Origin of the sequence: Carnobacterium sp. CP1 (assembly GCF_001483965.1) — a bacterium.
GTDB classification, from domain to species: Bacteria; Bacillota; Bacilli; order Lactobacillales; family Carnobacteriaceae; genus Carnobacterium_A; species Carnobacterium_A antarcticum.
This window is the reverse complement of the sequence record NZ_CP010796.1, coordinates 767,577-789,828: the sequence shown is the minus strand read 5'-3', so window position 1 is coordinate 789,828 and position 22,252 is coordinate 767,577. Positions and strand designations below refer to the sequence as shown.

The following is a 22,252-nucleotide window of genomic DNA, read 5'->3' as shown; positions in this document are numbered from 1 at the left end:
TTATGAAAAGAACGCCTGCTTTTTAGGTGTTCTTTTTCTTTAAAGATCAGATTATATGAGTTTGAAAATAACCGAATTAGGAGAATGACTATTATGTTAGAATTGATCGACACAAGACAAGGAACGAACAATGACCGTAATTTTTCTAATGGCAACACACTGCCTTATACGGGTGTGCCATTCGGCATGAATCATTATGCTGTTCAAACAAATAATGAAGATAGCTGGTTTTTTAATCCGTATCACCGAGTATTTCAAGGTATTCGTTTGTCCCATCAACCTAGTCCTTGGATGGGAGATTTTTGCCCGTTGTTGATGACACCTATCGCAGGAAGCGAGCTTTCAAATGATATTCCTTCTTATCAAAGTTCTTATCGCCCTGAAGAAGCAGTATTCAGTCCGCATTATTTAAAGATCAAACAACTGCGCTATAATATTGTGACGGAGCTGACTCCGAGCGAACGAGGGTGCCGTCTAGATCTTACTTATCGGACTGAAAAACAAGCAGGAATTGTTTTTCATATGCCTGGGGAAAAAAGCTGGTTTAAGTTAGAACCGGAAACAAAAACAGTCAGTGGATTTGTCAACTATGCTGCCGGCAGTCATGATCCTGATTTTGGCATGTATTTCAGGGTTCGATTTGATTATGCATTCGATGTGAAAACTTCTGGTCTTGTTGAGTCAGATAAGGGCAAACAACTGATTCTATATTTTGAAGACGCTGCTCACCAAACAGTCCATGCGAGTTTAACTACATCTTTTATCAGCCTGAAACAAGCTAATTTGAATTATGAACGAGAGATAGCCGATTCATTTGAAGAACAAAAGCGATCTGCTGAAAAAAGTTGGGAACATTATTTGGAGCGGATCAGCGTTTCTCATGAAAATCAAGAATATGTTAAAACATTTTATACGTGTCTGTACCGAATGTTTTTATTTCCACAAAAGTTTTATGAACTAAACGAAGCAGGACTGCCGGTGCATTACGATACAACGGCAAAAGAAGTGAAATCAGGGTATTTGTATACGAATAATGGTTTTTGGGATACGTATAAAACGGTTTATCCGTTGTACTCTATCATAGCACCGGAAGAGTACAAAGAAATATTAGCCGGAATTTTAACGGCTTATAACGAAAGCGGCTTCTTGCCTAAATGGCTTTCTCCTGACGAACGCGGGATGATGCCAGGTACTTTAGTAGATGCAGTCATTGCAGATGCAGCTGTTAAAGGGTTATTATCAGAAGCTGAAACAGCAGAGTTTTTAGAAGCCATGATCAAAACAGCTACCGTTAAGAGTGGGAATTCTGTATACGGTAGATTAGGAATTGAAGAATACGATCGGCTAGGGTATGTTTCAACAGATGTATCAGAAAGTGTTAATCAAACATTGGATTATGCGTACAGCGATTTTTGTATCAGTCAGACTGCTGCAGTGCTCAACGACCAGCAACCGGTAGTAGAACAGTTTAAAAAAACATCCTTAAATTATCGGAACTTATTTGACCAGGAAACTGGATTTATGCGGGGGAAGGATGCTGAAGGGAAATTCAGAAAAGGTTTTTCTGCTGACCGCTGGGGTTTTGATTATACAGAAGGGAGCGCTTGGCAAAATAGTTTTGGTGTGTATCATAATATTCAAGATCTGATTGATGGTTATGAAAGTGAAACAGCTTTTTTAAATCGGTTGACTGAGCTGTGCAACACGCAGCCTTCATTCGAAGTAGGTAGTTATGGTTTTGAAATCCATGAAATGAGTGAAGTTTCAGCCATCGACTACGGACAATTAGCACTTTCTAATCAGCCGAGTTTTCATATCCCGTATTTGTTTAATTATGTTGGAAAACCAGCATCAACTCAAGTAGTTGTTAAACAATTAATGACTCGTTTATTCAACAGCGGTTTTGAAGGATTCCCTGGGGATGAAGATAACGGCAGTATGTCAGGCTGGTTTGTATTTAGCTCCATGGGCTTCTATCCGGTAACCCCAGGCAGTGGAGAGTATGTTTTAGGAATCCCACTTTTTGATGAAGTGACCATTCATCTGCCTGATGGTAAAACATGGGAAATTGAAACTAGAAACAATACAGCACAGGCTAATTTTGTGACTGAAGTTTATAAAAACCAGGTGCCATATAATAAGTTGTACTTAACTCATGCAGATTTGCTTAGCGGCGGACGTTTTACCGTGCATTTGGGGTTAGCCCCTGTGTATAAAAAGATAACCAAAGAAGAACGGCCTTTTTCATTAAAGAATCGACTTATCTAGCGACTAAGTAGCAGAATAGATAGGATAGAGTAAGCTGACAAAATTGCTCAGCTTTTCTATTTGGTTCAAGTAGTGTAAAATGAAAGCGATTGTTTTAACAGAGATTGGCAAAATGATTTGGAGGAATGATTTGTGATTTCAAAAGGAATTGAAACAACGTTTAACAAAGTGTATTACCTAATTAAATTAAGTTTATATTTTTGGGGGTTAAGTTTTATCGGATTAGTGATTTTTGGTGTTACACCAGCAATGATGACTATTGTGGAAGAACATGATGAAGCAAACTGGGATTTTAATCAAATCAAATGGAAAAATCTTTTTGAAAAGTTCAAACAAAACTTCAAACAAGGCAATCAATTGCTTTTATTTTATCTGATGGTCGTTCTGATTATTGGATATAATTTATTTATTGCTCTTCAAACAAAAGGTTTGCTCTTTTTAGTGCTCGATTTTGTGTTGATTTTTGTACTATTTATATTAATATTGTCATTCATTATCAATTTGGCTGTTTTGACATTTTTTGAGGTTACTTTGATCGATTCATTGAAATTATCGGTCATCCAATTCTTTACAAAGACAAAAGAATGTTTTTTGCTAATATTCGGTTTGATAATAGTTAGTGTAATAACTTATAAATTCCCTGGTTTGATTTTGTTTATTTCAACTGGGTTATTAGCTGGAGTTATCAGTACCAGTACCAAAAGAATGTTTCAAAATATCTTAGTTGATTAACTTGCAGAAGACCTGATTTTAGGAGCAGTGACAATGAAAACAAAAATGAAAAGCAACCAAATTTACTCTTTGTTAAAAACGTATTCGATTATATTGATTTTGTTTTTTACCATTTTCAGCATAGCAGTAGGACAATTGCTACATGAAAATAATAAAAAAATAGCATTGCAAAGTATTCAAAATGCTTCAGGACGGATTGAATTTCTAGTTAATAAAAATCAAGAGAAAGTTGAAGAAGTTGCGGTCAGCCTCACCTCAACACCAGAGCAGATTACTAACATTCACCAATACTTTGAATTGTCTTATGCTGACTATTTATCAGAAGTGCTGGATACGAATTACCGGACAGATAGTTATTATTATTTGCCTAAAGCAATTGAAAGTCTTTATTATAATGAGAGCTCGCTTTTAGCCGCTAGCATCAGCTTAACAAATTATCCGGATATCTATTATTCGCAAACTGGCAACTTAATGGGTGAGAAAGTAAAGCAATTACCAATAACAGATGCTATTCGTTTCTCAACAATTCTTATGAACCGCAATACATTGCAGCCAATCGGTTCTTTACATATGGATTTTGAAAAAGAAAATTTCAATCAAATTTTGACGAACCAAAATACAAACTACACGGTTCAAACGTTTATTTTTTCCAATACGAATCAATTGATTTATGAAGGAAGCAATAATAAAAATAATACAACATTATCAACTAAATTAGTTGATCAAATGGCGGTGGATTCGAAAATTGATTTGAAAGATTTGGAGAAAGAGTATTATATCACTGAATCACTGACTAAAAATGCTCATCAAATTTATACATTGATACCGCGCAGGGAGATAGTCATTAGCACGTTGAAAAGTACTTTTGGTCTATTTTTATTCAGTTTACTATTCGATATTATCTTATTGCTGATTCTTTTTAATTTATTTAAGAAATATGTGGTTCAAGTAGAAGATATTTTGGTTTCAATCAATCAAGTTGCTGGTGGCGATAGCGGCAATCGAATCAATACCCAAGATAAAAAAGCAGAAACAAAACAAATAGCAGAAGGCATAAATGATATGCTGGACAGTATGCAGCGTTATATCAAAGACATATATGAACTAGAACTCAAACAAAAAGATGCTGATATGCGAGCTCTGCAGTCTCAAATCAATCCTCACTTTTTATATAATACTTTAGAGTATATCCGAATGAGTGCTATTAGTGAAGGTGCTGATGAGCTGGCAGATGTGGTTTTCCATTTTGGCACTTTATTGAGAAATAATATTTCTCACGAGAAAATAGTGACAGTAGAAAATGAATTAAAGTTTTGTGAAAAATACATTTACCTTTACCAAATGCGATATCCTGACCAATTTGCTTATTTATTTAAGGTTTGTGATGATGTCAAAGAAGTGATGATTCCTAAATTTGCTATTCAACCGCTGGTAGAAAATTATTTTGCACATGGAATTGACTTTGCGAAAATAGAAAATGCTATCAGCGTCAAAGCGTATCAGGAAAATGGGAAAACAAAATTAGTTATTATTGATAACGGCGTAGGTATTCCGAAACGTCAAATGGAACAAATTAATCGTTCTTTCAAAGAAACGGAATTGTTTAAACCTGGTTCAGTTGGAATTATGAATGTGTATACCCGAATGAAACTTTACTTTGGTGAGAGTTTCAAAATGGAAATAAAAGAAACTGCCGGTGGAGGTACAACGATTATAATGGAATTCTGATAAATCAATAAAAAAGGATGAGGCAATGTGTATAAGGTATTATTAGTAGATGATGAATACATGATTTTAGCTGGTTTAAAAAAACTAATTGATTGGGAAAGCCTTGGTATGGAGATAGTAGAAACGGCTAGAAATGGGAAAAAAGCACTAGATTATATTATGGAACACCCAATCGATATTATCTTGACCGATGTTACAATGCCCGTTTTATCAGGAATTGATTTTATTCAAGAAGCTCAAAAAACAGCTCAACCATTTAAGTTTATTATTCTTTCAGGCTATCAGGAATTTGAATACGTTAAAAACGGGATGCGTCTAGGAGCTTCTAACTATTTGTTGAAGCCAATCGATAAAGAAGAACTGTATCATTCACTTGAAAATATATTGAAAGAATTTGAACAGGAAAAACTTTACAATCAAGCAGATCAAGTTATTTTTGAAGGTTTGCTAGGCAGATGGATAAGAAACGAACTGAGGGAAGATCAGTTTGACCAATTAGTTGAAAATTATTTGTTTAAGGTGCCTGAAGACCCATCATTTACTGTTGTGATTGTTCGAAGTAGACAAAAAGGAAATTGGGAAACTAGTTTTAAAGAAACTTGCCGTGAGCTAAATATATCTCTCTATTTTTCTTTAAACGAAACAGAAAAAGTCATCATTTTAGCAGGGCAAGATAGCAAAATGATGGAGCTGGAATTAAATCAGTTAAGTGAAACGTTGAAAAACAATTGTTTATTCTTTATTGGGACATGTATTAAACAACCAGGAAAAGTTTATAAAAGTTACAAATATGCCTTGAAAGCAAAAGACCATGCTGATTTTTATGGAAAGCAACTTGTTTTTAATAAGTATAAAGAAAATAATATGACCGATTTGACTTTATCAGGGTTGGTGACCGATCTAAATGAGGGGATTTTTTCTAAAAACATCCAACGTATCTCTAAAGAAGTTAGTTTGTTTGTCAATCAACTAATAGATGGCCAAATGAATGCAGAAAATATTAAACGTTTGATGTATTTAGTTTTAGTTAATATTTATTTGCAGTTTGATGCTATTGAAAGTGACAAGTTTTTAAAGAAAACAAAAGCTATCTTTGATTCAGAAACATTTAATGAATTAGCAATGGTAATGGAAACTGATTTACTGCCTTTGGATGAATTAAAAAAACAATTACTTTACAGTGACTTGACCAAACAAACGATTGAAATTGTGCAAACGGAGTATATGGAGGATTTAAATTTAAAAGGTATTGCAAAAATCCTTCATGTAAATGTTATGTATTTAGGACAGGTCTTTAAAAAAGAAACGGGCAAGAGCTTTTCCAAGTATTTAAATCACTATCGAATCAATTTAGCAAAAGAGTTATTGCTGCGTTCAAAAGAACCGGTTAATGATATAGCAAGCCGAATTGGCTATCAAAATCAAGGCTATTTTTACAAAAACTTTAAAAACTTAGTAGGACAATCACCAAGAGAATTCAGGGATCAAATTCAATAGGATAGAAATAAAAAAGGGGCTGACGCTTAAGTTCAGTCCCTTTTCGCTTCGTATTTAGTCTGGACAGATTCTCGAACCCTTAATTTGGCAGAAACTTCAATTGAGCGGAGAGTATCTTTTTTAGCAGAATCGGCGATCATTGACAATAAAACCTCTGTTGCAGTATATCCGATTTGATAAAAGTCTTGTTTTACAGTAGTTAGCTTAGGAGTGATCATGCGAGCCAGAGAAATATCATCGAATCCGATAAAAGACATATCGGTTGGAATATCCCAGCCCATATTAGCAGCGGTCGAAATCAGTTCCATCGCTAAGACATCATGTTCAACAAAGATGCAGGTATAGCCTTGTTTTTTTGTTGTTTCCAGAAAAGATTGAATCAATTGATTTTGATCCATTGTAAGCGGACGATCGTTCAGGTATGGACCTATATCTAATTTGAAATTGTACTCATGAAGTGCTTTTAGATAGCCTAAATAACGATTTTTAACAGCCGTATTTTCGAGAAGCGAAGCTAATGAAAAAAATAATATCTTTTTGTGGCCTTGTCGAATAGCATATACTGTTGCTTCATAACCACCTTGAAAATTTGCTGAAGAAATAACGGGAACCGGCAAACCAACCAATTCTTTATCTAACAAAACAATGGGGAGATCATCTAAGTACAGGTTATAAACAAGATCAACTAAAGTTGAAGGGAAATCAGGATAAAGAATCAAACCATCGCAAGTTTCTTTAGATAAAGAGTGAATTAGTTGGCGTTGTTTAAGAGGATCTTCTTGTGTGTAATGAATCGTTAATTGAAATGGAGTAGACTTCAAACAATCTGAAATGCCTTGTACATATTGCTCTAATCCAGCATTTTTAAAAAAGGGCAGCAATAAAGTGATATTAAATGTTTTTGCAAGAGGCTGTTTCTCAAGAATGACAAAACTTCCTTTGCCTGAAATACGTTTGATATAACCTTCTTCAGCTAGATCATTTAAAGCTCGTTTGCTGGTAATGCGACTTACCTTGTACTGGTCAGATAATTCTTTTTCTGTCGGCAGCTGGCTGTTAAAAGGAAACGTACCATTTAAAATTTTCGTTTTTAAAGAGTCGTAAATGACTTTATAAAGGGGTTCTTTTTTCAAACTATTTAGCCTCCAAATGGTATAACTATTTATACAAAATATACCATTTCATTTTGGGAATACAACAAATTTTAGTATTTTCTATATAAAATAGAGAGAAACCTATGTTTTGTAGTTATTTAAAAAATCATATTCTATAATACAAGTAATAAAAGATAATACAAATTCAAGAATGGAGAGACGAAATGGCTTATAAAGAGATACCTCAATCAATTCAAATATTAATGAATAAAGTTACTGAAAAATCAAAAGAAAATCCAAGATGGGCTGAAAATTTTAATGCTTCATTCTCTAATACCTTATTGACAACCGTTAAAAAACAAGCAGATGGAACAACGTTTTTACTGACAGGCGACATTCCGGCAATGTGGTTAAGAGACTCAACAGCACAAGTTCGCCCTTACTTGCTGGTAGCAAAAGAAGATAAAGACATTTCTGATATGATTGCAGGAGTAGTTGAAAAGCAATTGCAGTATGTTAACTTGGACCCTTATGCAAACGCTTTTAATGAAGAAGCCAATAGTGCTGGACACCAAGATGATCATACTGAAATGAATCCATGGATTTGGGAACGCAAATACGAGATCGACTCATTGTGTTATCCGGTTCAATTAAGCTACTTGCTGTACAAAGAAACCGGCAGAACTGACCAATTTAACGAAACATTTAAAGAAGCAGTAAAGAAAATTTTAGCACTTTGGAAAGTAGAACAAAATCACGAAAACTCTCCATACAACTTTGAACGCGATACTTGGAGAGAAGAAGATACATTAGTAAACGACGGTAAAGGCTCGCCGATCGGAGTAACAGGAATGACATGGTCAGGTTTTAGACCAAGTGATGACCGCTGTATCTACAATTATTTAGTGCCTTCAAATATGTTTGCAGTCGTTGTGTTAGATTATTTAAAAGAAATTTATACCGAGATAGTCAAAGAACCATCTATAGTTGATGAAGTTACAGAATTGCGTGAAGAGATCCAATCCGGTATTGAGAAATTTGCTAAAGTAAAAAACGCAGCAGGCGAAACAGTTTACGCATATGAAGTCGATGGGTTAGGGAATTACTCTATTATGGATGATTCAAACGTTCCCAGCTTGTTGGCAGCCCCTTACCTAGGCTACTGTGCAGAAGACGACGACGTTTACTTGGCAACACGCGAAACAATTTTAAGCAAAGAAAATCCTTATTTTTATGAAGGGAAATATGCTAAAGGTATCGGAAGTTCGCATACGCCTGAAAATTATGTTTGGCCGATTGCTCTAGCGATGGAAGGTTTGACCACTTCTGATAAAAGTGAGAAGAAACGCATCTTAGACTTGTTGGTTGAAAATGACGCAGGAACAAATTTGATGCACGAAGGCTTCGATGTTGATAACCCGAATAATTATACGAGAGAATGGTTCTCTTGGGCAAATATGATGTTTTGCGAATTGGTATTAGATTATTATGACTTACGGATTAAAAAGTAAGAAAGGCGGCAAACAACGTGAAAAAATTTCCAGACGGTTTTTTATGGGGAGCAGCAGCATCTGCTCCGCAAACAGAAGGGGCAGCATTGATTGACGGAAAAGCTCCGACAACATGGGATAAATGGTTTGAAATGAATCCTGAAAAATTCTATAAGGGTGTTGGGCCGAAAGACACGTCAAACGTTTACCAGCAGTACGCTGAAGACGTCCAATTGATGGAAGATATGAGTTTAAATTCTTATCGGACTTCGATTTCATGGGCTCGCTTATTGCCAGATGGAAAAACTCTCAATCAACAAGCGGTAGATTTTTATCGTAATTACTTTGTCAGCTTGATTGAAAAAGGTGTTGAACCGATCATCAACTTGTTTCACTTCGATATGCCATGGTGGCTGATGGAAAAAGGCGGTTGGGAAAGTCGGGAATCGGTGGAAGATTTCGGATATTATGCTAAGGTTGCCTTTGAACAATTCGGCGATTTGGTGCATCGTTGGACAACGTTTAACGAGCCTATTGTCCATGTTGAATGCGGCTACTTGTTTGAATTTCATTATCCAGCAGTCGTTGACTTTAAACGTGCTGTTCAAGTAGGTTACCATACCTTGATGGCACATACTCAAGCTGTTGAAGAATTTAGAAGAGGTAAACATACCGGAGAAATCGGCATTATTTTAAACTTAACACCGGTCTACAGTAAAAGTGATGCACCTGAAGATATTAAAGCCAAAGATATGGCTGATGCGTTAAACGTGAAGAGTTTTCTCGATCCTGTTGTTTTAGGACATTTTCCAACTGAATTGGTTCAATTATTAAAAGAAAATAACTTGCTGCCAGCTACTGAAACAGGCGACAAAGAAAAGCTGGCTCAAACAACCATTGATTTCTTAGGTGTCAATTATTATCAGCCTAAACGCGTACAAGCAGTGAATCAGCCTGCTGTTCCTGCAAAGATGCCAAGCGATTTATATGCAGAGTATGACTGGCCGGAGAAAAAAATAAATCCTTACCGCGGCTGGGAAATCTATCCTGAAGCACTTTACGACATTGCTATGCGGATAAAAAATGATTACAAGAATATCCCGTGGTACGTATCTGAAAACGGTATGGGCGTAGCAGAAGAAGAGCGCTTCGTGGATGAAGATGGCGTTATTCAAGATGACTACAGAATTGAGTTTGTTCAAGATCACTTAGCTGAACTGCACAAAGCAGTCGAACAAGGCAGCCATTGTTTCGGTTACCATATGTGGACCTTTGTGGACTGCTGGTCTTGGCTGAACGGCTACCGCAATCGTTATGGTTTTTACCGCGTCGACATTGAGAACGACTTTAAACGAACACCTAAAAAAAGCAGTTTTTGGATGAAAACGGTTATTGAAAACAATGCAATAGACTAATGAAACAAAAGGAGCTAATTATGAAAAAGAAAGTTTATATTTTATCTCACAGCCATTGGGACCGTGAATGGTATTTACCATACGAACAGCACCATATGCGTTTAGTAGAATTGATGGATGATGTTCTGGAGCTGTTTGAAACGGATCCAGAGTTTAAAAGTTTCCATTTAGACGGGCAAACGATCATGATCGATGATTACTTGCAAGTTCGGCCACATAAAAAAGAACTGATTCAAAAACATATTAAAAATGGGAAACTAAAAATTGGACCGTTTTATATTTTACAAGATGCTTTCTTAACAAGCAGTGAATCAAATGTCCGCAATATTATTGTCGGAATGGACGAAAGCAAACAATGGGGAGCACCCGTTAAATTAGGTTACTTTCCTGATACATTCGGCAACGCAGGCCAAACACCGCAAATGATGGAACAAGCTGGTTTCGATGTGGCTGCTTTCGGACGCGGTGTCAAGCCGACGGGATTCAATAATGTGGTGGTCAATGATGACAAATACGCTTCGCAATTTTCAGAAATGTGGTGGAAAGGGCCAGATGAATCGAAAATTTTAGGCCTGTTGTTTGCCAATTGGTACAGTAACGGAAATGAAATTCCGACAGACAAAGCGGAAGCTCAAGCATTTTGGGAAACCAAATTAGCTGATGCAGGATTGTATACTTCGACTGATCATGTATTGATGATGAACGGATGTGATCATCAGCCGGTTCAAAAAGATTTATCGACTGCTATTAAAGTTGCTAATGAACTGTACCCGGATATCGAATTCATACATGCAAGTTTTGAAGAATATTTAACCGCTTTAAAACAAGATTTGCCGGAAAATTTAAATACGGTTTCAGGAGAATTGACTTCTCAAGAAACTGACGGCTGGTACACATTAGCCAACACAGCATCAACTCGCGTTTATTTGAAACAATGGAATACTCGTGTTTCTCGTTTGCTTGAAAGCATTGCAGAACCTTTGGCGACGATGGCGTATGAGACAGCGGAAGAATACCCGCATGATATGCTGCGGTATGCTTGGAAAACATTGATGCAAAACCACCCGCATGACAGTATCTGCGGCTGCAGTGTCGATGAAGTCCACCGCGAAATGGTCACACGTTTCGAGAAAGCCAATGAAGTGGGCCGTTATGTAGCGGATGAAGCTGCATTACACTTAGTGCGCTCCATTGATACCGCAAGCTTTAAAAACATGGATGGTTTCCCGTTTGTTGTTTTCAATACGAGCGGTTCAGAAAAAACCGGCGTAGCTGAAGTACGGATCGAAATTGAACGTTTGCCGTTTTCAGCCGGTGTACCTGACCAATTGTACAAAGTACTCAAAGAAAAAGAATACCCATCCTTTGTAGTGAAAACCGTAGATGGCGAAACAATTTCTGCAATCGTGACAGAAGGTGGAACAGAATTCGGGTATGACTTGCCAAAAGACAAGTTCCGTCAGCCATTTATGGCTCGTTATGTGGAGGTTAGACTGCCGATTGAGTCGATGAAAGGATTGTCTTGGAACAGCTTTATATTAGTGGAAGCTGATGAACAAGACGTGGTGGTCACGGCAACGGAGGCGAGCCTGGTTTCAAACAACGGCGCAACGTTGGAAAACAGCTATTTGAAAATCGATGTCCAAAAAGACGGAACATTGGCTGTTTTGAATAAATCAACTAATCGAACATATGCAGAGTTGTTGAACTTTGAAGATGTAGGCGATATAGGAAATGAATATATTTTCAGACAGCCTTTGAATGACCAAGCTATCTACTCAAAAGGAACAGCTGCAGAAATCAATATTATTGAAGATACTGTCGGTTTTGGCGAAATTGAGATCACGCATCATCTAGAAGTGCCGATCTCAGCGGATGAACAATTGGAAGAAGAACAAAAAGCCGTTATTGAGATGCGAAATCGTCAAGCAGGGCGCTCTAAAACTTGTAAAACATTAACATTAAAAACAAAAGTACGTTTAGAACGCCATAGCCAGCAAGTCAAGTTCGAAACAACTTTTGATAACCAGCATAAAGACCACCGTTTGCGTGTGTTATTCCCGACAGGCATTCAATCTGATGTTCATTATGCAGACAGCATCTTTGAAGTTGTTGAACGGCCAAATACCGTTGATCCGGCATGGATCAATCCTTCCAACCCACAGCATACCCATGCTTTTGTGAATGTCCAAGACGCTGAACACGGTGTAACAGCAGCTGGGATCGGGTTGAACGAATATGAAATCATTGAAGAACAAAATCAACAAACCATTGCTGTCACATTGTTGAGAGCTGTTGGAGAGTTAGGAGATTGGGGATATTTTGCTACACCAGAAGCGCAATGCTTGGGAGAACAATCTATGCTGTACGCATTATCTTTTCATGGAAAAGAAGAGGCGACCAGAACGTTCCATGAAGCATTCAACTATCAAATTCCTTTTAGTACTTACCAAACGACGGTTCATGATGGAAAGTGGTCGCCTAATCATCAATATGCTGAATTGAAAGGACAAAATATGGCACTGACTGCTTTCAAACGCAAAGAACATAGCGATGAAATCATTACACGGATGTACAACTTAACCAATAAAGAAACAGACGCTGTCTTGACAATAGAAAATTATGCTTCAAAAAAATGCAACTTACTGGAAGAAGTCATTGAAGGCACGGTAGAAGAGACAGCTAAACCCTATGAAATTGTTAACACTTTATGGATACAAGAATGACAGACAAGAAGACTTCTGAACAAAAAATCAAGCATATTACCTAAAAAGATCCTCCTAAAGCTGGCAGATGCCAGACTTAGGAGGATCTTTTTTAACTTATATTATTAAGAATCGTAATCTAAACATTCACCGTAAGCTGAACATTTCCTACACCTTCAAATTCGCCAGTATATTGTCCAACTTCTAGCGGTTTCGGCAGGACGAATGTACCAGAAGAAACAAACATACCTGGTTCAAGGGTCAAGTCATGTTGTCCTAATTTTTCTAATAACCACTTTATCGCTTTAACGGGATGGTCCATAACAATAGATGAAGAACCTTGATCAAGGACTTCACCATTCAAAATCAATTTTCCATTGATAGCGTCTAAATCTGCATAAGTATAATCTTTTGCTGCTCCAAAAACAACTTTCCCGCCAACAGCTCCGTCAGCGCAAACTTGTTCTTTGGGCATTTTAGGAAACCAATCTTCAAAACGAGAATCAGGTACTTCCAAACCAGGAGCCACCTGAGTTTTTGCAATAATTTCTTCTTCAGTGGATTTAGCTGTCAATGGTTCTTTAACAACAAAGACCAATTCCAATTCAACTAAAGGGTTCATCATTTGCTCACTAAGCGAAACGGTACCAGAAATTTGTTTATCCGTCATTTGTCCATACAATGGTTCTTTAGCACCGAATAAAGCTTGTGTTTCAAGACTGGTCATACTGATTTTATAACCTTTCAATGTTTCGTTATTTTCTTTTTTTGCTTTAGTGAAGGCGTGTTGAATTCGATATGCCTCCTCCAAATCAATATCTGCTGGAAAAACGGATTTTTCCAGTACTGCAACGTTCTTGTAAGCTCCATATAGTGTTTCTAAAAAAGCTGCTTGCGACATATCAAAACCACCTTTATCATTTTATTTTAATCCCTGAACTATTATTCTAATATAGTTTTAATATAATGCAAGGGCAAAAGTGTTTTTTGTGCAGAAAAAATTAATAACTATAAAAATAGTTGGTTAAAAGCAATTACTTATTTTGTGTTTAAGTTATGTTATAAGGAAGATCCAGTCTGAAAACGAGAGAATTAGCTATAGATCATTAGAATATAGCAATTATTTTTATTTTATTGATGATAACGGTTGCAAATTATTGGGTGAGGTGATATTATAAATGTGTAATCGGTTACACATACTAAACAGCAGTGAGGTGAACAGGATGAAAACCATTAAAGATGTTGCAAGCTTAGCGGGTGTGTCCGTCGCGACGGTTTCAAGAGCTTTGAATAAAAGCGGTTATGTCAGTGAAAAAAGCCGATTGAAAGTTGAAACGGCTATTAAAGAATTAGATTTTTATCCTAATGAAGTAGCCCGCTCGCTTTATCAAAAAAAATCTAAATTAATCGGTTTTCTTTTGCCAGATATCTCCAACCCGTTCTTTCCATTAGTGGCTAAAGGAATAGAGGATAAAATGAATCAAATGGGGTATAACTTAATTTTAGGCAATGTTCAAGAAAGCTCAGATAAAGAAAATGAATACATACGGACTTTTTCTCAAAACAATGTAGCCGGTGTCTTATCCGCGGTAGAAGGCGGCTTTCGTAATATGAAAGGTATGCCTTTTGTTATGCTGGATAGAGTTGCTTCAAACAAAGAATATTCTGTTTATTCAGATGATTATCAGGGAGGAAGTTTGGCTGCACAAGCTGTTGTTGAAAGAAATCCGGGTGAAGTGATCGTGATGGTTGGTCCACGAGACATTTCAAAGTCCTTAGTCCGCTCAGCAGGCAGCATCAAAGTTCTAGAAGAAAACAATATAAACTACCACTTATTTGAAACAGAATCGTTTCAATTTGAGTCAGCAGAAAAAGCTGCCGTTCATTTATTGGAAAAATTCCCAAAAGCGAACAGCATTATCGCTTCGAATGATATCCATGCGTTAGCCGTTATGCGGGAAGCGATCAGAAAGGGGATCAAAATCCCTGAGGAACTGCAAATAGTAGGATACGATGACAATCCTTACAGTAAACTGATGTATCCTAGTTTATCGACCATCGCTCAACCAGCTTATCAAATTGGTTACAAAGGCGCTGAGATACTCTGTGCTCGCATAGAAGGAAAACCGATTAAAGAAAAAAACGTTCAGTTACCTGTAACGCTTGAAATTAGAGAATCGTTGAGAAAGAAGGATAAAGATGAGTAAAATTACAGTAGTAGGAAGTTTATCAACTGATTTTGTCGTAAGTGCTGATAAAAGACCTGAAATCGGTGAAACGATCACCGGCAAGGATTTCAAAACAACCTTTGGCGGAAAAGGGGCGAATCAAGCCGTAGCGGCGGCTCGTTTGGGAAGCCGAGTCAGTATGATAGGAACAGTTGGGACAGATTTATTTGGACAAGAGATCATTGCAAATTTAAAAAATAATCAAATAAACACGGATAATGTGGAATCGGTTACAGGTTTGCCTTCTGGTTCAGCGCATATCACTGTAGTCGACGGTGACAATAGCATCGTTTATATTCCTGGGGCAAATGATGCGATTACACATGAACAAGTAATAAGCGCATCAAGAACGATTGAAGAAAGTGATGTTGTGATTCTTCAAAATGAAACGCCGTTAGAAATAATTGAAAGTCTAATTGATATTTGTTTTCAAAAAGGCATCCAAACCATTTATAATCCTGCACCAGCTAAGCAAATCAAGCAAGAAACGATTGAAAAGGTAACTTTTTTAACTCCTAATGAATCAGAATACAACGTTTTGTTTCCGCAGTTAAGCATTTCTGAAGGATTGAAAAAACACCCTAATAAATTGATCGTCACGATGGGATCAAAAGGGGTGTACTTTAATGATGGATCAAAAGAAGTACAGATTCCTTCTTATCTTGTTCAACCTGTTGATACAACAGGAGCAGGCGATACCTTTAATGGAGCTTTCGGAGTAGCGTTGACATCTGGACTTGATATGGAATCTAGTATCCGTTTTGGAAATTTGGCAGCAGCTTTGTCGATCCAAACGTTTGGTGCACAAGGCGGCATGCCAACTTTAGAAGAAATGAAAGGAAGTGCTTTTTATGAAAAAGAATGGAATCTTAAATAGTGAGATAGATAAGGTTTTAGCTGATTTAGGTCATACGGATCAAATTATTATTGCTGATGCTGGTTTACCGATTCCGGATGGAGTAAAAAAGATTGATTTGGCTTTAGCTTTAAATGATCCTGCTTTTCAGAAAGTACTGGATTTGCTAGTGGAAGAAATGGTCATCGAAGAAGTAATGCTAGCCGATGAAATAAAAGCAGGCAATCCAAAACAATTAGAACAAATCCAACAAAAACTTCCGACACAAACATTCAACTATGTCAGCCATGAAGAATTTAAAAATTTATCAAAAAATGCTAAAGCTATTATTAGAACTGGAGAAGCTACTCCATATTCCAATATTATTCTACAATCAGGAGTGCTATTTTAGGAGGTCAGATCAATGGAAGTTAAAATGAAAGCCGTTACAAAAAGCTTTGGAACAAATTCTGTTCTTAGAGGGGTAGACATTGACCTTAATGGCGGAGAAATACACGCATTGATGGGAGAAAACGGGGCTGGTAAATCAACATTAATGAATATTTTAACCGGATTACATGCATACGATTCTGGTGAAATCATCATTGATGGAACCGAGACAGTCTATCAAAACCCCAAAGAAGCCGAAGAACACGGAGTCAGTTTTATCCATCAAGAAATGAACATTTGGCCTCAGATGACGGTAGTTGAAAATTTGTTTATCGGCAAAGAAATCAAAAACAAACTGGGCTGGTTAAACACCAAAGAAATGGAAAAAAAGGCAAAAGCTGTTTTCGAGGACTTAGGTATCCAATTGGATTTGCACTTAGAAGTTCAAACCTTGTCAGTCGGCCAACAGCAAATGATTGAAATCGCTAAAGCCTTAATGACAAACGCTCAAGTATTGATCATGGATGAGCCGACAGCGGCATTGACTGAAAGAGAAATTGAAACGTTGTTCAAGATCATTATGAATCTAAAACAAAAAGGTGTTGCGATCATTTACATCTCTCATAGAATGGAAGAAATATTTAAAATCAGTGACCGCATCACGGTCATGCGAGATGGGGTATCCATCGATACGACTATGACAAAAGATACAACGGTTGATGAAGTTGTTAGGAAAATGGTTGGAAGAGACCTTGAAGATTATTATCCTGAAAAAACGTCAAAAATTGGCGAAGTTATTTTTGAAACTCAACACTTATCGAAAAAAGGTATCTTCGAAAACATTTCTTTCACTGTTCGTGCGGGCGAGATTGTTGGCTTTTCAGGGTTGATGGGCTCAGGCCGGACAGAAATTATGCGCGCTATTTTCGGTATCGATACTTTGGACAGCGGCGATATCGTTTTTGAGAATGAAACCATTAAAATCAAAAATCCTAATAATGCCATTGAAAAAGGTATTGGGTTTTTAACTGAAAATCGAAAAGATGAAGGGTTGATTTTAGATTATTCTATTAAAGAGAATATTTCATTGCCTTCCATTGATGGATTTAAAAAAAGAGGATTGATCGATACAACGGCAGAAAAAGACTTTGTTCAGTTGTTAATGAAACGCTTAAATGTTAAAGCACAAAGCGCCGAGTTAGCTGTCTCCAATTTATCAGGAGGAAACCAGCAAAAAGTCGTTTTAGCAAAATGGATCGGAATCGGTTCAAAAGTGCTTATCTTAGATGAACCAACCCGAGGAGTGGACGTTGGAGCTAAACGCGAAATCTATCAATTGATGAATGAGTTAGCTGATCGAGGTGTAGCGATTATCATGGTTTCCAGTGACTTACCCGAAGTTTTAGGCGTCAGTGACCGAATCATTGTCGTTCATGAAGGAACCATTGCGGGCGAGCTTGGAAAATCAGAAGCAACAGAAGAAAAAATTATGAGTCTTGCAACAGGAGGGTATTAATATGAGTTCAGATTTAAAGAAGGTTCAATTAGAAGAACAAAAAATGCAGAAAAAAGACATCATTGGAAAACTAGGACCACTATTAGCCTTAATCGTTTTGATCTTTTTTGTAACGATTCTCAACCCTGGTTTTGTGTCTCCGAACAACTTGCTTAACCTATTAAGACAAGTTTCAACAAATGCCTTGATCGCTTTCGGGATGACGTTTGTCATCTTAACAGGCGGAATCGATTTGTCCGTTGGATCAACACTAGCTTTAAGCAGTGCTTTGATGGCAGGCAGTATCGTTGCTGGCTTAGATCCATTTTTGGCCATGGTATTAGCGGTTGTCGTTGGCGGCTTGTTAGGCGGGTTTAATGGATTGCTGATCACGAAAGGGAAAATGGCTCCATTTATTGCAACATTAGCAACAATGACGATTTTCCGAGGGGCGACCTTAGTTTTCACAGATGGAAACCCAATCACAGGGATTGGCGATAGTTTCATCTTTAAATTTGTCGGACGCGGTTATTTATTCGGTATTCCATTTCCGGTCATTTTAATGGCCATCTGTTTCATCATTTTGTATATTCTATTACACAAAATGACCTTTGGTAGAAAAACATTTGCGATAGGAGGGAATGAAAAAGCAGCATTTATCGCTGGAATAAAAAGCGATCGAATCAAAATAGCTATTTATGCTATCTCAGGTATGATGGCGTCGATTGCTGGAATCATCATCACATCTAGATTAAATTCAGCACAGCCAACTGCAGGACAATCGTATGAAATGGATGCGATCGCTTCGGTTGTCTTAGGCGGAACCAGTCTTTCTGGCGGTCGTGGAAGAATAGTTGGGACGTTGATCGGGGCCTTGATCATGGGAACCTTGAACAATGGATTGAATTTATTAGGTGTATCTAGTTTTTATCAACAAATCGTCAAAGGTATCGTCATCATCATCGCAGTTTTATTAGACAGAAAAAAATAAACCAATAGGAGGAAACACAAATGAAGAAATTAATTGGATTGACAGCAGCAGCTTTATTATTTTTAGGAGGATGTGGCAGCGCAACGTTAGAAGGAGAAAACACGGATTCTGGTGCAGTGGAAGAAAAAGAATCATCAGATTTAGTCGTAGGTGTATCGCTATCGACACTGAATAACCCATTCTTTATTTCAGTTAAAGAAGGAATTACTGATTTGGCTGGTGATGAAGGTTCTGAAGTAAAAGTATTGGACGCACAAGATGACACGTCAAAACAAAGCAATGACGTAGATGATTTGATTCAACAAGGGGTCGATATTTTATTGATCAATCCTGTTGACTCATCTGCAATCACTCCAGCTGTTGAAGCTGCAAACAGTGCCGGTATTCCGGTAATTGCCATTGACCGTTCAAGTGATGGCGGTCAAGTAGTAACGTTAGTGGCTTCGGATAACGTAGAAGGCGGAAAAATGGCTGCCCAATATATTGAAGAAATTTCAGGTTCAAAAGCAAAAGTTGCTGAATTAGAAGGAATACCTGGCGCTTCTGCAACAAGAGAACGTGGAAAAGGTTTCAATGATTATGCAAAAGATAATTTAGACTTAGTGGATCAACAAACAGCCAACTTTGACCGCGCAGAAGGCTTGACGGTTATGGAAAATATGCTTCAATCAAATCCAGAAATCGAAGCTATTTTTGCTCAAAATGATGAAATGGCACTAGGTGCGATTGAAGCCATTGAAGCTGCAGGAAAAACTGGAGACATTCAAGTAGTGGGCTTTGATGGAACAGAAGACGGATTAGCTGCAATTGAAGCAGGTACGCTAAGCGCAACAGTTGCTCAACAACCAACAGAAATGGGCAAACTTGCAATGCAAGCAGCATTTGATCATTTCTCTGGTAAAAAAGTTGAAGCGAAAATTGCTTCTCCATTGGAACTCATTAAAAGCGATAACTAATAGTAGATTAGATTAAATAAAAACCTGCTAAAGAGTGTGCAAGAATGTCATGCACCGTTTAGCAGGTTTTGTTTTGGTATGAAACTATTAGGATTTTAATTTATTGTTTTTCTTTCCAAGTATCCTATAATTTTAAAATTAGGCTATAGACACGAAGGAACCTTAAGTAAAAAATAAAACAAGCAAGAACCCTAGGATAGAGTTATATTTCAAGGTTCTTACTTGTTTTTTATTACCAATTTTTTGCTAATGCAAAAAACTTAGCGTGTTTGTAATTATGAATAACTCTGGAATGATTAAAAAGTGTTCCATTCGTAAGATAAACGGTTTCTTCAATAACTAAAGAAGGATCTGCTTCTTTTAATTGAAGATGGCTGCTGTCCATTTTAGATAATTTTTCAACAGAAATGTATTTGTCAGCAAAGCCGATAGATAAGTTTAAATCATTCTCAATATAGCTATAGATGGAGTTATTAGCAATTTCTCTTCCTAGATAAGGGATAATGGTTTTATTGAAATAACTGTATTCAATTGAAAAAGGTTCGTTTTCAATATAGCGCATCCGGTGAACAAAATAAACTGGGGTGCCTATTTCGCACTGAAGTTTTTGACTTATCTCTTTATCTGCTGGTAATTGTTCCAGCTCGATGACCTCAGAATGTGTTTCTTTGTTTTTAAATTCTTCTTTAAAACCTCTGATGGAATTAATGGTAATCGTATCAGGATAGACTGGTTTGCGAATATAAATCCCGCTCCCTTGCACACGATAAAGAATACTTTTATCAACCAATACGTCAATAGCACTTCGCAGTGTATTTCGGCTGACATTGTGTTCAGCCATTAATTTATCTTCAGTTGGCAAACGATCTTCATCTTTATACTTTCCTTGAGCTATTTCGTCTAAAAGCTGATCAGCTACTACTCTGTATTTCCTCATTAATTGTCCTCATTTCGATAATTAGTGTATTTATTGCTTTATTATCTGTATTTTATTCAGTATAACGAAAGGAAAAGGATTAAACCAGATCGGCTTAATCCTTCCAAATTATTTATACGTTGCTTTCATTTGCAAAGTCTAATGGAGAATCAGCGGTTTCTTCAGTTGCTTCTATTTCAGCTTCTTCCAATAGAAATTGTTTATCTTGTTTTATTAAGAAAGGATAATAGATTCCAGCAGAGGCAAAAATAATAACCAATTGAACGACCAATCCTTGCCAGCCGCTTAATAGAAAACCAGATATTAGCGGAGGTGTGGTCCAAGGAACCTGTACTGCCGTAAAGGGTTGAATAAAACCAATGATAATAGCTCCGTAAGTAATTAAAACAGCGGTTATCGGAACAAGAATAAAGGGAATCAACATAATTGGATTAAAGACTATTGGCAATCCATAAATAACCGGCTCGTTAATGTTAAAAAGACTAGGAACGATAGAAATTTTAGAAATTTCTTTTAAACGTTTTGACTTGGCAAACATTAAGGCGGCAAACAGTAAACCAATCGTAATGCCTTGTCCGCCAAATTTAGCAAACACATCAATCAACTGAACCGTCATGATCTTAGTGTTTTCGCCGACTATCAGTTGTTGACCAGAATCAATGACTGCTTGGTTATCTAGTGCATTAGCAGTTAAAATAGGTCCCATGATTCCCATTACAATATTAGGTCCATGAATACCAGCCCAGAAAAGAATAGACATCAAGAAAGTGATAAACAGTCCGCCAGGTAAGGTATCGGAAACATTTTGAATAGGTGTTTGTAAAAGTTTGAAAATAAGTTCGGTTAAAGAGACGCCGGCAAACTTGCTGGTTAAGGTATAAACAACCATCGAGCCAAACATCACTACAGCGCCTGGTATCATAGCAGAAAACGCATTGGCTACGCCTGGAGGGACTGTATCCGGCATCTTGATTCGGATATCGCGTTTAATAAAGAACGCAAATACTTTAGCGACTATAACAGCGACTATAATAGCAGTAATGATTCCATTTCCACCTGTCCAGCTCTTAGGAATGACTCCAGCGATCGTTTCACCACTTTCAGTGACTGCAAAAGAATCGGTTAAAATCAGGAAAGAGACTAACGATAAGAGAGCAGTACTGATGGGGTCGACTTTTTCGTTTTTAGCATATGTGTAAGAAATGCCCAAAACAGCAACTACGGCTAGAATATCGAACGTTGAACCAGCTACTTGGTTCAGCGGAGCAGACCAGTCAGTGCCGAATATATTTGACATCCAACTATCCCATTTAGGAATAGGAAAGTTGGCAATCAAAAGAAAGAGAGAACCGACAAGGGTGATGGGCATCGTTAATAAGAATCCATCTTTAATGGCCATCATGGTTTTCGTGTTAACAAACTTTAAGAACGGATCCAGCATTTTATTGAAAAATTCATTAAATTTGTTCATGATTTTTCCTCCAAATTCAA

Annotated in this window: 17 protein-coding genes; 13 read left to right on the top strand and 4 right to left on the bottom strand. The window is 37.1% G+C overall.

Features of this window, described 5'->3' with window-relative positions:
- Positions 1-90: 90 nt before the first annotated feature.
- The 4 genes from NY10_RS03960 to NY10_RS03945 all read left to right on the top strand — a co-directional run bounded on the left by NY10_RS03960 (position 91) and on the right by NY10_RS03945 (position 6,225).
- Positions 91-2,268 (top strand): GH92 family glycosyl hydrolase, encoded by a 2,178-nt coding sequence (locus NY10_RS03960; RefSeq protein WP_197408990.1) that lies wholly within the window; start codon positions 91-93, stop codon positions 2,266-2,268.
- A gap of 132 nt (positions 2,269-2,400) precedes the next feature.
- Complete coding sequence (locus NY10_RS03955) at positions 2,401-3,000, top strand: DUF624 domain-containing protein (protein ID WP_058918745.1); 600 nt, start codon at positions 2,401-2,403, stop codon at positions 2,998-3,000.
- Between the two features lie 33 nt (positions 3,001-3,033).
- Positions 3,034-4,728, top strand: coding sequence for a sensor histidine kinase (locus tag NY10_RS03950; RefSeq protein WP_058918744.1), 1,695 nt, complete (start codon positions 3,034-3,036; stop codon positions 4,726-4,728).
- Between the two features lie 27 nt (positions 4,729-4,755).
- On the top strand, positions 4,756-6,225 hold the full coding sequence (locus tag NY10_RS03945) for a response regulator transcription factor (RefSeq protein WP_058918743.1): 1,470 nt from the start codon (positions 4,756-4,758) through the stop codon (positions 6,223-6,225).
- 32 nt (positions 6,226-6,257) lie between these two features.
- Here the strand turns inward: NY10_RS03945 and NY10_RS03940 are convergent, their stop codons facing one another.
- On the bottom strand, positions 6,258-7,358 hold the full coding sequence (locus NY10_RS03940; protein ID WP_058918742.1) for a GntR family transcriptional regulator: 1,101 nt from the start codon (positions 7,356-7,358) through the stop codon (positions 6,258-6,260).
- A gap of 185 nt (positions 7,359-7,543) precedes the next feature.
- On the opposite strand from NY10_RS03940, the gene NY10_RS03935 reads away from it, so the two are divergent.
- Genes NY10_RS03935 through NY10_RS03925 form a run of 3 tightly spaced genes read left to right on the top strand, consistent with a single transcriptional unit; the run spans position 7,544 to position 12,950 of the window.
- The gene (locus NY10_RS03935) at positions 7,544-8,830 is read left to right on the top strand and encodes a glycoside hydrolase family 125 protein (RefSeq protein WP_058918741.1); all 1,287 of its coding nucleotides are present in this window, start codon (positions 7,544-7,546) and stop codon (positions 8,828-8,830) included.
- A 17-nt stretch (positions 8,831-8,847) separates the two neighbouring features.
- Complete coding sequence (locus tag NY10_RS03930; RefSeq protein ID WP_058918740.1) at positions 8,848-10,224, top strand: glycoside hydrolase family 1 protein; 1,377 nt, start codon at positions 8,848-8,850, stop codon at positions 10,222-10,224.
- Positions 10,225-10,244: 20 nt separating this feature from the next.
- Positions 10,245-12,950, top strand: a complete 2,706-nt coding sequence (locus tag NY10_RS03925; protein ID WP_058918739.1) for an alpha-mannosidase — start codon at positions 10,245-10,247, stop codon at positions 12,948-12,950.
- A 118-nt stretch (positions 12,951-13,068) separates the two neighbouring features.
- Here NY10_RS03925 and NY10_RS03920 read toward each other — a convergent pair whose 3' ends face one another.
- A complete protein-coding gene (locus NY10_RS03920; RefSeq protein WP_058918738.1) occupies positions 13,069-13,830 on the bottom strand; it encodes a 2-keto-4-pentenoate hydratase in 762 nt (253 codons plus the stop codon).
- Between the two features lie 322 nt (positions 13,831-14,152).
- Between NY10_RS03920 and NY10_RS03915 the strand changes: the two genes are divergently transcribed.
- The 6 genes from NY10_RS03915 to NY10_RS03890 are packed head-to-tail and all read left to right on the top strand — an operon-like array spanning position 14,153 to position 19,824.
- Positions 14,153-15,136, top strand: coding sequence for a LacI family DNA-binding transcriptional regulator (locus NY10_RS03915; RefSeq protein WP_058918737.1), 984 nt, complete (start codon positions 14,153-14,155; stop codon positions 15,134-15,136).
- A complete protein-coding gene (gene rbsK, locus NY10_RS03910) occupies positions 15,129-16,034 on the top strand; it encodes a ribokinase (RefSeq protein ID WP_058918736.1) in 906 nt (301 codons plus the stop codon). Before NY10_RS03915 ends, rbsK begins: the two co-directional genes overlap by 8 nt.
- Positions 16,009-16,404, top strand: coding sequence for a D-ribose pyranase (gene rbsD, locus NY10_RS03905; protein ID WP_058918735.1), 396 nt, complete (start codon positions 16,009-16,011; stop codon positions 16,402-16,404). The genes rbsK and rbsD overlap by 26 nt, the downstream gene beginning before the upstream one ends.
- A 12-nt stretch (positions 16,405-16,416) precedes the next feature.
- On the top strand, positions 16,417-17,898 hold the full coding sequence (locus tag NY10_RS03900; RefSeq protein ID WP_058918734.1) for a sugar ABC transporter ATP-binding protein: 1,482 nt from the start codon (positions 16,417-16,419) through the stop codon (positions 17,896-17,898).
- Between the two features lies 1 nt (position 17,899).
- On the top strand, positions 17,900-18,868 hold the full coding sequence (locus tag NY10_RS03895) for an ABC transporter permease (RefSeq protein ID WP_082664171.1): 969 nt from the start codon (positions 17,900-17,902) through the stop codon (positions 18,866-18,868).
- A gap of 20 nt (positions 18,869-18,888) precedes the next feature.
- Positions 18,889-19,824 (top strand): D-ribose ABC transporter substrate-binding protein, encoded by a 936-nt coding sequence (locus NY10_RS03890; protein WP_058918733.1) that lies wholly within the window; start codon positions 18,889-18,891, stop codon positions 19,822-19,824.
- Between the two features lie 232 nt (positions 19,825-20,056).
- Here NY10_RS03890 and NY10_RS03885 read toward each other — a convergent pair whose 3' ends face one another.
- Positions 20,057-20,761 carry a GntR family transcriptional regulator gene (locus NY10_RS03885; protein ID WP_058918732.1) on the bottom strand — a complete coding sequence of 235 codons (705 nt, stop codon included), beginning with the start codon at positions 20,759-20,761 and terminating at the stop codon, positions 20,057-20,059.
- A gap of 112 nt (positions 20,762-20,873) precedes the next feature.
- Entirely contained in the window at positions 20,874-22,232 is a 1,359-nt protein-coding gene (locus tag NY10_RS03880) for a PTS sugar transporter subunit IIC (RefSeq protein WP_058918731.1), read from the bottom strand.
- Between the last annotated feature and the right edge of the window lie 20 nt (positions 22,233-22,252).